The sequence below is a fragment of the Comamonas sp. JNW genome, assembly GCF_003105075.1.
In the GTDB taxonomy this organism is placed as follows: domain Bacteria; phylum Pseudomonadota; class Gammaproteobacteria; order Burkholderiales; family Burkholderiaceae_C; genus Comamonas; species Comamonas squillarum.
Window position 1 is genome coordinate 1 of the sequence record NZ_QETI01000020.1, and the last position, 12,270, is coordinate 12,270.

Genomic DNA, 12,270 nt, shown 5'->3' on the forward strand with positions numbered 1-12,270 from the left:
CCTGCCTGTGGGCGCTGCGCCGCGCGGCCGATGCCGGCGCTGGCGCAGACACGCCGCCTGCAGCGCCGCAGCGCCGGCTGCAATGGGTCGGTCTGGTCGTGGGCGCGGTGCTGGCGCTGGGCCTGGTCAACTGGGATGTGCGCGGCAAGGAGCAGGTCATTGCCCATGGCCAGCGCATTCTGGTGCCGCTGATCCCGGTGGACCCGCGCTCCTTGATGCAGGGCGACTATATGGCGCTGAACTTTGCGCTGCCCTTTGAGATGCGTGAAAAGCTCAAGGACATCGTCAGCGCCAGCCAGCTGGTGCGCGCCAGCGTTGACGACCAGGGCGTGGCCACCATCTTGGGCTTGCTGACCGCGACCGAGCCCTTGCAAAAAGGCGAGGTGGCGCTGCCGCTCAAGCGCCTCAAGGGCCAGTGGGTGCTGGTGACCGATGCCTACTTCTTCCCCGAAGGCCAGGGCCGGCATTTTGAGCAGACCCGCTATGGCGACTTCCGCGTGCTGCCCGATGGCCGCGCGCTGCTGGTGGGCCTGGCCGATGGCGATGGCCAGCCGGTGCTGCCGCTGCCAGGCCGCTCGATCTGGGAAAGCCCGCTGGGCATCACCAGCCCGGAAGCGACCGGTGTGGCCAGCGAAGCGCCCGTGCCAGAGGCCGACGAGCCGGTGGCCGTGGCGCCCGAGCCGCTGCCCGAAGCGGTAGCGAATGTGCCCTCATCGTCGCCGTCACCCGTGCCAGCACCGGCCCAGGGGGCGCGGCGCTAGGCAACAGACACGATCAGCGCTGCAGGGCCTGCACTTCGTGCTGGCGCAGCGCCACCTGCATGTCATTGCCCGAGGGCACCTGGAACACGCGCAGGCCGAACTCCGGCAGGATGGCGATCAGGTGGTCAAAGATATCGCCCTGGATCGCCTCGTACTCGAGCCAGGCGGTGGTATCGGTAAATGCATAGATCTCGAGCGGCGAACCCTGGTTGGTCGGCTCCATCGCGCGGGCCATCAAGGTCATGTCCTTGCGCAGCTTGGGGTGGGCCTGCAAATAGGCATTGCAGTAGGCGCGGTAGGTGCCGATATTGGTCAGCTGGCGCAGGTTGACGATCTCGTCGGCCATGTCCGGCGCCTTGGCCGAGAAATCCTGGTTGTAGGCGGTGATCTCAGCGACCTTGCCTTCCAGGTAGGGGCGCAGCAAGGCGATGCGGCTGAGTTCAGCGATTTCGGCGCGGGTCAGAAAGCGCACCGAGGTGGTGTCGATGCACAGGGGCCGCTTGATGCGGCGGCCGCCCGATTCCGACATGCCGCGCCAGTTCTTGAAGCTGTCGCTCATCAAGCGCCAGGTGGGAATGGTGGTGATCGTGTTGTCCCAGTTGCGCACCTTGACGGTGTTGAGCGCCATGTCCACCACGGCACCATCGGCGCCGACCTGGTTCATCTCCAGCCAGTCGCCCACGCGAAGGATGTCATTGCTCGACAGTTGCACGCCAGCGGTAAACGACAGGATCGTGTCCTTGAACACCAGCATCAGCACCGCCGACATGGCGCCCAGGCCGCTGAGCAGAATCAGCGGCGAGCGGTCGATCAAGGTCGCCACCATCACGATGCCCGCGACCACCATCACCAGCATCTTGCCCAGCTGCACATAGCTTTTGACCGAGCGCGTGCTTTGGGCCGATTCCAGCTGGCTCTCGTTGGCCTGCTGGATGCCGTCCATGATGGCGCACAGCAGGCGCGCCACCTGCAGCGCCGTCACCGCAATCGCCACATTGCGGATCACCGTGCTGGCAATGACTGGCAGGTGCGGCACCGCGGCAATGCCCGTCTGAACCACCAGCGAGGGCACGATCTGCGCCACGCGCACCAGAATGCGGTTGTCCAGCAAGGTGCGCAGCCAGGCCGCGCCCAGGCTGGAGCGAAAGCGCGGCACGATCTGCAGCAGCGCCATGCGCACCACCAGGCGCAGTGCATAGGCCAGCAATACCAAGGCCGCCAGACCGGCGGCCGTTTGCATCCAGGGTTCGTATTGGTCCAGGGTTTCCCAGGTCACGAGGCAGAGTCCTTTCAAAGGGGGGATAAATCGGTTGGAAATGGGGGGATGCGGCCGGCGCCGCCCAGGGCGACCCGCCAAGGGCAAGCCACCACCATATTGGCTATCAATAGAGAGATATTCATTTATTTTTACATGGCATGTATAACCGCACCCCAGCGTGCGGCACTCGCCATCCACGGGCTATGGCGATGGGCCTACAATCTTTGCCCAATTGACCTCGCCCCGGAATGCCCGTGGGCGGCCGCTTTTTCCTGACCAGTTCCATGCAAGAAAAATACAACCACTCCGACGTAGAAGCCGCCGCGCAAAGCCAGTGGCAAGCCCAAGATGCCTACCGCGTGTCCGAGGACGCGGGCAAGAAAAAGTTCTACGCCTGCTCCATGCTGCCCTACCCCAGCGGCAAGCTGCACATGGGCCATGTGCGCAACTACACGATCAACGACATGCTCACGCGCCAGCTGCGCATGCAAGGCTACAACGTGCTGATGCCCATGGGTTGGGATGCCTTTGGTCTGCCGGCCGAGAACGCCGCGATCAAGAACAGCGTGCCGCCTGCGCAGTGGACCTACGACAACATCGCTTACATGAAAAAGCAGATGCAGGCGATGGGTCTGGCGATCGACTGGAGCCGCGAAGTGGCCACCTGCGACCCCGACTACTACAAGTGGAACCAGTGGCTGTTCCTCAAGATGCTGGACAAGGGCATCGCCTACCGCAAGACCCAGACCGTGAACTGGGACCCGGTGGACCAGACTGTGCTGGCCAATGAGCAGGTGATCGACGGCCGTGGCTGGCGCACCGGCGCGCTGGTGGAAAAGCGCGAGATCCCGGGCTACTACCTGGCCATTACCCAGTACGCGCAAGAGCTGCTGGACCATGTGCAGATGGGCAACGACAAGGCAACCTTGACCGGCTGGCCCGACAAGGTGCGCCTGATGCAGGAAAACTGGATCGGCAAGAGCGCCGGCGTGCGCTTTGCGTTCACGCATGGCGTGAAGAACGCCGATGGCAGCTTGATCGGCGAGGGCAAGATGTATGTCTTCACGACGCGTGCCGACACCATCATGGGTGTGACCTTCTGCGCAGTGGCCCCTGAGCACCCACTGGCCACCCATGCCGCTGCCTCCAACCCCGAGCTGGCGGCCTTCATCGAAGAATGCAAGAAGGGTGGCACCACCGAGGCCGAACTGGCCGTCAAGGAAAAGGAAGGCAAGCCCACGGGCCTGTTCGTCACGCACCCGATCACCGGCGCGCAGGTCGAGGTCTGGATCGGCAACTATGTGCTGATGAGCTATGGCGACGGCGCCGTGATGGGCGTGCCCGCCCACGACGAGCGCGACTTTGCGTTTGCCAACAAATACGGCCTGCCGATCCGCCAGGTGGTGGCCGTCGAAGGCGAAGGCCCCTACGACAAGCAGCAGTGGCATGACTGGTATGGCGACAAGGAGCGCGGCGTCCTCATCGAATCCGGCGCCTTTGATGGCCTGCACTACAAGGAAGGCGTGCAAGCGGTGGCCAAGGCGCTCGAAGCCAAGGGCCTGGGCGAACTGAAAACCACCTGGCGCCTGCGCGATTGGGGCGTGAGCCGCCAGCGCTACTGGGGCACCCCCATCCCGATCATCCACTGCGAAGACTGCGGTGCCCAGCCCGTGCCCGAGAAGGACCTGCCAGTCGTTCTGCCCCAAGACCTGGTGCCCGATGGCTCGGGCAACCCACTGATCAAGAGCGAAGCCTTCCACGCCGGCGTGGTCTGCCCCTGCTGCGGCAAGCCGGCCCGCCGCGAGACCGACACCATGGACACCTTTGTGGATTCGTCCTGGTACTTCATGCGTTATTGCGATGCCAAGAACAGCGAGAAGATGGTGGCCGACGGCGCCGACTACTGGATGCCGATGGACCAGTACATCGGTGGCATTGAGCACGCGATCCTGCACTTGCTGTATGCACGCTTCTGGACCAAGGTCATGCGCGACCTGGGTCTGGTCAAGGTCGACGAGCCCTTCACCAAGCTGCTCACGCAAGGCATGGTGCTCAACCACATCTACAGCCGCCGCACCGCCAAGGGTGGCAAGGAATACTTCTGGCCCAAGGATGTGGAGCAGGTGTTGGACGAGACCGGCAAGGTCGTGGGCGCCCAGCTCAAGGTGGCCGTGGACAGCGCCGATGGCCTGCTGCCCGTTGGCACCGCGATCGACTACGAGGGCGTGGGCACGATGTCCAAGTCCAAGAACAACGGGGTCGACCCGCAGGACCTGATCGAGAAGTACGGCGCCGATACCGCGCGCCTCTACACCATGTTCACCGCGCCACCCGAGCTGACCCTGGAATGGAACGAGTCGGCCGTCGAAGGCAGCTACCGCTTCCTGCGCCGCGTCTACAACTTCGGCAGCAAGCTGCATGCGCCTGAGTTCGATGCCGCCCGCGCCCAGGCGGCCAGTGCTGCGAACGCCGCCTTTGGCAAGGAAGCCAAGGCGCTGCGCCTGGAGATCCACACCGTGCTCAAGCAAGTGGCCTATGACTACAGCCGCATGCAGTACAACACGGTGGTGTCGGGCGCGATGAAGATGATCAACGCGCTGGAAGACTTCAAGGCCGTGGACAGCGAAGGCGGCCGCGCCGCGCTGGTCGAGGGCTTTGGCATTTTGCTGCGCGCGCTCTACCCGGCCACGCCCCACCTGACGCAGGTGCTGTGGGATGCGCTGGGCTACCAGCAGGCCTTTGGCGGCCTGCTGGATGCCGCCTGGCCCGAGGTCGATGCCCAGGCGCTGGTGCAGGACGAAATCGAGCTGATGCTGCAGGTCAACGGCAAGCTGCGCGGCTCCATCATCGTCGCTGCCGGCGCTGACAAGGCCACGATTGAAGCGGCTGCTCTGGCCAATGAAGACTTCCAGAAAATCGCCAATGGCGCGACCCCGAAGAAAGTCATCATCGTGCCGGGCCGCCTGGTGAACGTGGTAGTCTAAGCGCCATGCAAAAACGCACGCTGCTTACTGCCCTGGCAAGCGTGCCGCTGCTGGCGGCATGCGGCTTCAAACTGCGCGGATCGGTGGATTTCGCGTTCAAATCGCTGTATTTGAACGGCAACGCCAATTCGGGCTTCCTCAAAGAGCTGCAACGCCACCTGGAGGCTGCCGGCAGCCTGCAGGTGCTGCGCGACCCGAGCCAGGCCACGCAGGCCGAGGCCATCTTCGATGACCTGGGCCAGCGCCGCGAGCGCGTCGTCGTCTCGCGCAATGCGGCCGGCGAGGTGCGCGAGCTGCAGATCCGCCTGATCACACGTTTTCGGGTGCGTGATGCCAAGGGCGCCCTCTATGTGCCCGATTCCGAGTTGATGCAGTACCGCGAGATCAGCTACCTGGAAACCTACGCACTGTCCAAGGCGAACGAAGAGGACATGCTCTACCGCAACATGCAGACCGACATCGTTCAGCAGATCGTGCGGCGCCTGGCCATCGTCAAGTCCGTCACCCCTACCGAATGACAAGCGCTGCGGCCACGCCGCGCTGGAAGCGCCACCAAGCATGCAAGTGCCGTTGAATCAGTTGAGTGCCCAGTTGGGCAAGGGGCTGCGGTCTCTGTACACCGTGCATGGCGACGAGCCCCTGTTGGTGCAGGAGGCCGTGGATGCCATCCGTGCCAGCGCGCGCGCCAACGGTTACACCGAGCGCAGCAGCTTCACCGTCGCTGGCGCGCATTTTGACTGGAGCGCAGTGCTCGCTGCCGGCGGGAGCCTGAGCCTCTTTGCCGACAAGCAGATCATCGAAGTGCGCATCCCCAGCGGCAAGCCTGGCAAGGATGGCAGCACGGCGCTGCAGCAGCTGGTCAGCAGCAGTGTGGACAACGACAGCACCTTGACCATCGTGGTGCTGCCGCGCCTGGACAAGGCCACCAAGACCGGCGCCTGGTTTGCCGCGCTGGAGTCGCATGGCGTCACCCTGCAGGTCGACAGCATCGAGCGCACCGCGCTGCCCGCCTGGATCGCCCAGCGCCTGCAGCGGCAGGAGCAGCATGTCAAAGCCGGCGAGGAAGGCCAGCGCACCCTGGCCTTTTTTGCCGACCGGGTCGAGGGCAACCTGCTCGCCGCCCACCAGGAAATTCAAAAGCTCGGCCTGCTCTACCCGGCAGGCGAGCTCGGCTTTGAGCAGGTCGAACAGGCGGTGCTGAATGTCGCCCGCTACGACGTGTTCAAGCTCTCGGATGCCGTGCTCTCCGGCCAGGTGCTGCGCACCGAGCGCATGCTCAACGGCCTGCAGGCTGAGGGCGAGGCCGAGGTGCTGGTGCACTGGGCGCTGGCCGAAGACATCCGCGCGATGAAGCGGGTGAAAGACGCGCTGCGCAACGGCCGGCCCATGCCAATGGCCCTGCGCGAGAACCGCGTCTGGGGCAACAAGGAGCGCCATTTTGAGCGCGTGCTGCCCCGCATCAGCGATGCCACCGTCGCCCGCCTGCTGCACTCGGCCCACGCGGTCGATGGCATCGTCAAGGGCCTGAAGGTGCCCGAGTGGCCGGCCAATGGTTGGCAGGCACTGCACCGCCTGGCCCTGCAAACCTGCAAGGCCTGCACCAGCCGCTAAAGTCCCTCAGCCCCACTCCCTGCCGTGGTCTGAACACGGTCTCGGGCGTTCGGCAAGCGTGGCCCGCTGGTGCGGGTCCAGGAATATGTTCTAAAAAAAGGGCGCCCACCATGCAAGCACTGCAGTTCGGCTACACCATCGTCTATGTGCCCGATGTCGCGGCATCGTTGGCTTTTTTCTCGCAGGCCTTTGGCCTGGCCACCCGTTTTCTGCACCCCTCGGGCAGCTATGGCGAGCTGGAGACCGGTGCCACCACCTTGGCCTTTGCCGACCATGCGCTGGGCCATGCCAACTTCAGCGGCGGTCATGTGGCCGCGTCCGAATCGGCCCAACCGCTGGGGGTAGAGATTGCGCTGGTCAGCAGTGATGTGGCCCAGGCCTATGCCAGCGCATTGGCGGCCGGTGCTACGGCGCTCGCTGCGCCCACCACCAAGCCCTGGGGCCAGGTAGTGGCCTATGTGCGCTGCCCGCATGGCACGCTGGTGGAGCTGTGCTCGCCAGTGGCCGGTGCCTAGCGTATCGCCACAACCAGCGGCTGCGCATCAAACATCGTGCGCCGCGTGTTGGTGAAATGGGGCCGCACGCGCGCGCTCCAATCTGTACCCCGCACCGCCAGCCAGGCCGGGCAGCCCATCACCTCGGCATCGACCAGGTCATAGCAGGCGAGCGACAGCGGGCCATGGTCCAGGTTCAGGTAGCGAAAGGCCTGGGCGGTGCCGGCCACGGCGGCCAGGCCGGGCAGATGCTCCTGGTCATACCAGGCGAACAACTCGTCTTGCCAGCCGGCTTCGGGGTCCATCTCAACGGCATAGTGCACCGGTGTGGCCTCGCCGTGTGTGGGGCCCACCCGGTGCATCACCAGCTGCAGGCGCGAGAGCTCGCAAGCGGCCAGGCCGGCCATGCCCGCGCCCTGCAAACGGCACTCGGCCTGCGCGGTTTGATCAGCGCTCAGCGGCTGCGGGTTGCCGAGTGCAAAGTACAGATAGGCAATGCCCTGGGGCTGCTGGGCCACGCGCGCCAGGCGCAGGTCAAGCTGCAGATCGGCCAAGTCCTGGCGCAGCAGCGCCAGGGCGGCCTGCGCCAGCGTGGTGGCGGTTTCATGGGCTGCCGGCGTGCAGCGCAGCAGCAGGCTGTCGATAGCGTTAGCAGGTGCGGGCATCAGTGGCCAATCTCAAAGGCGTTCAAAAAGCGCGACACCATGTTGTAGGCGCCGATGGTGGCAAACAGTTCCACCTGCTCTTGTGCATTGAAGCGCGCAGCCACCTGCGCAAACAAGGGTTCGGGCACCTGCAGATCGCGGGTCAGCGCGTCGGTCACCGCGATGGCCAGCTGCTGCAGGCCATCCCAGGCCGGGCTGGCAGTGGTGCCGGTGTCGCGCGTCGCATCGATGGCGGCCTGCGTCACGCCGGCTTTGAGCGCATGCGGTACATGGGCCTCGAACTCATAGGCGGCCTGGTTGAGCATGGCCACCCGCAGAATGATCAGCTCGCGCAGCCCGGCATCGATGCTGCTGTAGTTGCGCACGGCAGAGAGCATCTGCTCCCAGCCTTTGGCAATGGCCGGGCTGTGCAGCAGCACCTGGTAGAGCGGCGAGATGCGGCCGCGCTCGGCCTTAATCTGTTGCTCCAACTCCGCCAGGGCACTGCGCGTGCCTGGCTCAATCGCTTCAATGCGCATGGCAGTCTTTCAAACTCAATCGGGGGTGATGCGGTTGCGGCGGATGATGGCGGTCCACTTTTCCGTGTCGGTCGCCAGCTGCTGGGCCAGCGCTTCGGGGCTGGAGCCCACCACTTCGGCACCCGAGGCCTCGATCTTGCGCTGCACATCGGGTGCATGCAAGGCCGCATGGATGGCGCGGCTCAAAGCGGCTGCCACCGGGGCGCTGGTGCCCTTGGGCGCAAACACCGCATACCAGTTGTTCGAATCCACGCCCTTGTAGCCCAGCTCGTCAAAGGTGGGCACGTTCGGGTAGCGGGCGCTGCGCTTGGCAGCGGCAATGCCCACGGGCCGGAACTTGCCGCTGTCAATGGCGCCCACCAGGCCGGGAATATCGCCAAAGAAGCCATCGACATGGCCGGCCATCAGGTCAGTAATGGCAGGGGCCGCGCCCTTGTAGGGCACATGCATCAGATTCAGGCCGGCCGATTCATTGAGCTGGATGGCTGCCAGATGCGGCACGCTGCCGGTGCCGGACGACGCCATCGTCATCGGCTTGTCCTTGCGCTGGCTGGCGGCCTGCACAAAGTCCTTGGCGTCCTTGAAACTGGTCTGCGCATTGACCACCATGATCTCCACGTTGTTGACCACCAGCGAGACGGGCACCAGGTCGCTGGCGGGCTTGTAGTTCAGCTTGGGGTAGAGGGCAGGGTTGATGGCGACCGCACCCACGCTGGTCAGCCACAGGGTTTTGCCGTCGGGTGCTGAGCGGATCACGCTGTCGGCAGCAATCGCGCCGTTGGCGCCTGGCTTGTTTTCCACAATCACCGGGTGGCCCAATTCCTTGGCCAGCTGCTGCGACATCGTGCGCGCAATGAAGTCCACCGGGCCGCCGGGCGGAAAGGCCACCAGCAGGCGCGTCATCTCGCTTTGCGCCATGGCGCTGCTGGCGCAACCCAGCGCGGTGCCCAGCACGGCAGCGTGCAGCCACTGGCGGGCTGCGGGAAAGGCGTGGAATCTCATCGTTTTCTCCTTCAATAATCTTGCTTTATCCGCAGCGCACGGTCATACCGCCGTCCACCACAATCTCGGTGCCCGTCACAAAGCGCGATTCGTCACAGGCCAGAAACAGCGCCGCATTGGCGGTGTCGCGCCCATCGCCCATGAAGGGCAGCGGAATACGCGCCTGGCGCTGGGCCAGCAGCGCCTCGACATCGCCACCAGCGCGCTGGCCGGCCAAGCGGGTCTCGACCATCGGCGTGTGCAACTGGCCCGGCACGACGGTGTTCACGCGGATGCGGTGCGGCGCGTACTGCACGGCCAGCACCTTGGAAAACTGGATCACCGCCGCCTTGCTCGATGCATAGGCAATCTGGGCCGCACCGGTCCAGCGCATGCCCGAGGTCGACGAGATATTGACGATGCTGCCCGCGCCCTGCGCCTGCATCAGCGGCAGCACCGCCTTGCAGCACAGGAACACGCTTTTGAGGTTGTAGTCCAGCTGGGCATCCCAGACCGCTTCGTCCATCTCGACCGGCCCGCCCTTGGCCGAGCCGCCCACGTTGTTGACCAGCACATCGATGCGCCCGAGCGCCGCCTGGCAGGCCTGCACCGATGCCGCTATCGAGGCCGCATCCATCACATCGCAGTGGCCGGCGACAAACTGGCCGCCCGCACTGCGGATGCTGCCCTCGGTCTCGCGCAGCGCCTGGGCATTGCGGTCCACACCAAACACCAGTGCGCCTTCCTGCGCAAAGCGGATCGCCGTCGCCCGGCCATTGCCCCAGCCCGCGCCAGCGGCCCCGGCACCGGTGATATAGACCACCTTGCCGGCGAGCCGGCCTTGCGGGTTGACGGGGGTATGGGCATCAAAAATCGCCATGCTTTTTTCCTTGCGAATATCTCAGGCTGGGAAGCGGTAGAGGCGCTGGGGGTTGTCCACCAGCAGGGCCTGCAGATGCGCCGGGTTGGGGCTGAACCGCGCGAGCGCATCGACCAGCACACCGTCATCGGGCACATGCGTGTGGTTGGGGTGCGGCCAGTCACTGCCCCAGAGCACGCGGTCGGGCGCATGGGCCACCAGCTCCTGCGCCCGCGCAATGCCGTGCTGGTAGGGCGGCGTCGCATCGATGCGGTCGATACCGCTGACCTTCACGTAAAACAGCGGCTGCTCCAGTAGCCGCAGCAGTGCCTGAAAATCGGCGCCTTCCCGGCCCAGCGTGGCATCCACACGGCCCATGTGGTCGATCACCACCGGGCAGGCCGATTGCTGCAGCACGGGGCCCAGGCTGTGGATCAGCGCGCTCTCAAAATGGATCTGCAGGTGCATGCCCAGCTCGGCCAGCATGGGCGTCAAGGCCACCACGTCCTCAACCGAGGCGCCGGTGTTCAGGTGCTTCATGAAGTTAAAGCGGATCGCCCGAAAACCTGCTGCGGCCAGGCGCTGCAGCTCGGTGCGTTCGACCGACAGCGGCACCAGGGCCACACCCAGGTAGCGGCCGCCGCCATGCGCAATCGCATCCTCGACCACGCGGTTGTCATAGCCATGGCAGGCCGATTGCACGATCACGCAGCGGCTGATGCCCAGATGGCGGTGCAGCGCAAACAAGGTCTCCTTGCCCGCATCGGCGGGGGTGAAGCTGCGCGGCTCCGCATACGGAAATTCGTTCACCGGGCCAAACACATGCACATGGCTGTCGCAGCTGCCGGCGGGCAGCACCAGACTGGGGCGCGAGGGCGCCAGCATATAGGTCTGTACGGGCTGCTGGAGGTGGGGGGTCGGGGCGTTCATGCAAGGCCATCAAAGAGTCGTCTTGAGCGCATTGTGGAACTGCCAGTTTTTTGATCGCCTATAAAATCCAAATATCAGATATAGAGGTGATGCATGGATTTTCTGCGCTTGCAGTACTTCATGGCGGTCGCCCAGGCACAGAGCTACAGCAAGGCCGCTGCGGCGCTGAACCTGAGCCAGCCGACCCTGAGCCGCCAGGTGCAGCTGCTCGAGGCCGAGCTGGGCCAGCCGCTGCTCGAGCGCCATGGCCGGGGCGTGCGGCTGACCGAATCGGGCAAGGCCATGCTGGCCCATGGGCGCAGCATCTGCGCGGCCGTCGATGCCGCCAAGGCGGACATGGCCGCGCGTCTGCAAAGCCCGCGCGGCAAGGTGCGCCTGGGGCTGCCGCCTTTGGTGGCCAGCCTGGTCACGCCCGATGTGGTGCAGCAGTTTTTGCAGGCCTGCCCCGATGCCTCGATCATTGTCGAAGAGAGCCTGAGCATTCGCCTGCGCGAATGGCTGCTGGCCGACCGCCTGGATGTGGCCGTGCTGTTTGACCCCAGCCCCACGCCGCAGCTGTTGACCGAGCCGCTGGCGCGCGAGCCCCTGGTGCTGATCAGCACCCGCCCCCTGCCCGAGCGGGTCAAGGTCGCCCAGCTGGTGGACTACCCGCTGGTGCTGCCCAGCCGCCCGCAGGCGCTGCGCATGATTTTTGACGACGCGGTCGAAGACCAGCAGCTGCCGCTGCGCATCGTCGCCGAGGTTGATTCGATCAAGATGGTGCTGTCCCTGGTCGCCCGCAATGTGGGCTGCTCGGTGGTACCCGCCAGCGCTGTGAAGACCTGGCCGGGCAGCGCGCCGGTGTTCACCGCCCAGGTCAGCCACCCTGTGATCCGCAACCGCATCGTGCTGGCCACACCGGCAGCGCGGCCGCACAACCGCCTGGTCAAGGCCGTGCACGGCATTCTGAAGCCGCTGATGAAGCAGCATTTCAGCGCCTGAATCCACGTCGCTTCAGCGCGCGCCCCAGCAGCATTTGCGCCAACCCATGGCTGCTTGGCGGCTATATGTTTCAGAAGTTCTTGAAATATCCGGTACACATCAGGCAGCGATGGACTTTATTTCTCACCACAATGGACATTTTTTCTCACACAAGACAAGGTCTGTAGCAGCGACTGCTTCGGGCCCTCTGCACAACGCCCCATCCCGGGCCTTGCGCAGAGGGCTGCT

At 65.0% G+C, this 12,270-nt stretch carries 12 protein-coding genes; 6 read left to right on the top strand and 6 right to left on the bottom strand.

Going from position 1 to position 12,270, the window contains the following annotated elements; all coding sequences use genetic code 11:
* A partial coding sequence (locus DCO45_RS20980; RefSeq protein ID WP_243419444.1) for a GDYXXLXY domain-containing protein occupies positions 1–761 on the top strand: 761 nt, incomplete at its 5' end.
* Positions 762–774: 13 nt separating this feature from the next.
* Here DCO45_RS20980 and DCO45_RS20985 read toward each other — a convergent pair.
* The gene (locus DCO45_RS20985; RefSeq protein WP_243419445.1) at positions 775–2,037 is read right to left on the bottom strand and encodes a mechanosensitive ion channel domain-containing protein; all 1,263 of its coding nucleotides are present in this window, start codon (positions 2,035–2,037) and stop codon (positions 775–777) included.
* 266 nt (positions 2,038–2,303) lie between these two features.
* Between DCO45_RS20985 and leuS the strand changes: the two genes are divergently transcribed.
* The 4 genes from leuS (at position 2,304) to DCO45_RS21005 (ending at position 7,129) form a co-directional block, all read left to right on the top strand.
* The gene (gene leuS / locus DCO45_RS20990; RefSeq protein ID WP_116927669.1) at positions 2,304–5,003 is read left to right on the top strand and encodes a leucine--tRNA ligase; all 2,700 of its coding nucleotides are present in this window, start codon (positions 2,304–2,306) and stop codon (positions 5,001–5,003) included.
* 5 nt (positions 5,004–5,008) lie between these two features.
* A complete protein-coding gene (lptE, locus tag DCO45_RS20995) occupies positions 5,009–5,521 on the top strand; it encodes an LPS assembly lipoprotein LptE (protein ID WP_116927635.1) in 513 nt (170 codons plus the stop codon).
* Positions 5,522–5,561: 40 nt separating this feature from the next.
* Positions 5,562–6,614 (top strand): DNA polymerase III subunit delta, encoded by a 1,053-nt coding sequence (holA, locus tag DCO45_RS21000; RefSeq protein ID WP_116927636.1) that lies wholly within the window; start codon positions 5,562–5,564, stop codon positions 6,612–6,614.
* Between the two features lie 119 nt (positions 6,615–6,733).
* Positions 6,734–7,129, top strand: coding sequence for a VOC family protein (locus tag DCO45_RS21005; RefSeq protein ID WP_116927670.1), 396 nt, complete (start codon positions 6,734–6,736; stop codon positions 7,127–7,129).
* Here DCO45_RS21005 and DCO45_RS23130 read toward each other — a convergent pair.
* Genes DCO45_RS23130 through DCO45_RS21030 form a run of 5 tightly spaced genes read right to left on the bottom strand, consistent with a single transcriptional unit; the run spans position 7,126 to position 11,061 of the window.
* A complete protein-coding gene (locus DCO45_RS23130; RefSeq protein ID WP_207788105.1) occupies positions 7,126–7,773 on the bottom strand; it encodes a hypothetical protein in 648 nt (215 codons plus the stop codon). The genes DCO45_RS21005 and DCO45_RS23130 overlap by 4 nt on opposite strands.
* Complete coding sequence (locus DCO45_RS21015; RefSeq protein WP_116927637.1) at positions 7,773–8,291, bottom strand: carboxymuconolactone decarboxylase family protein; 519 nt, start codon at positions 8,289–8,291, stop codon at positions 7,773–7,775. Before DCO45_RS21015 ends, DCO45_RS23130 begins: the two co-directional genes overlap by 1 nt.
* A 15-nt stretch (positions 8,292–8,306) precedes the next feature.
* Positions 8,307–9,293 carry a tripartite tricarboxylate transporter substrate binding protein gene (locus DCO45_RS21020; protein WP_116927638.1) on the bottom strand — a complete coding sequence of 329 codons (987 nt, stop codon included), beginning with the start codon at positions 9,291–9,293 and terminating at the stop codon, positions 8,307–8,309.
* A 25-nt stretch (positions 9,294–9,318) separates the two neighbouring features.
* A complete protein-coding gene (locus tag DCO45_RS21025) occupies positions 9,319–10,152 on the bottom strand; it encodes an SDR family oxidoreductase (RefSeq protein WP_116927639.1) in 834 nt (277 codons plus the stop codon).
* A 21-nt stretch (positions 10,153–10,173) separates the two neighbouring features.
* The gene (locus tag DCO45_RS21030) at positions 10,174–11,061 is read right to left on the bottom strand and encodes an amidohydrolase family protein (protein WP_116927640.1); all 888 of its coding nucleotides are present in this window, start codon (positions 11,059–11,061) and stop codon (positions 10,174–10,176) included.
* Positions 11,062–11,154: 93 nt separating this feature from the next.
* Here DCO45_RS21030 and DCO45_RS21035 point away from each other — a divergent pair, with 93 nt between their 5' ends.
* Positions 11,155–12,042 carry a LysR family transcriptional regulator gene (locus tag DCO45_RS21035; RefSeq protein WP_116927641.1) on the top strand — a complete coding sequence of 296 codons (888 nt, stop codon included), beginning with the start codon at positions 11,155–11,157 and terminating at the stop codon, positions 12,040–12,042.
* Positions 12,043–12,270: the final 228 nt, after the last annotated feature.

Coding starts and splice junctions, on each gene's coding strand:
- DCO45_RS21015 (WP_116927637.1), bottom strand. CDS start 8,291: ATGCGCATTGAAGCGATTGAGCCAGGCACGCGCAGTGCCCTGGCGGAG.
- leuS (WP_116927669.1), top strand. CDS start 2,304: ATGCAAGAAAAATACAACCACTCCGACGTAGAAGCCGCCGCGCAAAGC.
- DCO45_RS21035 (WP_116927641.1), top strand. CDS start 11,155: ATGGATTTTCTGCGCTTGCAGTACTTCATGGCGGTCGCCCAGGCACAG.
- lptE (WP_116927635.1), top strand. CDS start 5,009: ATGCAAAAACGCACGCTGCTTACTGCCCTGGCAAGCGTGCCGCTGCTG.
- DCO45_RS21020 (WP_116927638.1), bottom strand. CDS start 9,293: ATGAGATTCCACGCCTTTCCCGCAGCCCGCCAGTGGCTGCACGCTGCC.
- DCO45_RS21030 (WP_116927640.1), bottom strand. CDS start 11,061: ATGAACGCCCCGACCCCCCACCTCCAGCAGCCCGTACAGACCTATATG.
- DCO45_RS23130 (WP_207788105.1), bottom strand. CDS start 7,773: ATGCCCGCACCTGCTAACGCTATCGACAGCCTGCTGCTGCGCTGCACG.
- DCO45_RS21025 (WP_116927639.1), bottom strand. CDS start 10,152: ATGGCGATTTTTGATGCCCATACCCCCGTCAACCCGCAAGGCCGGCTC.
- holA (WP_116927636.1), top strand. CDS start 5,562: ATGCAAGTGCCGTTGAATCAGTTGAGTGCCCAGTTGGGCAAGGGGCTG.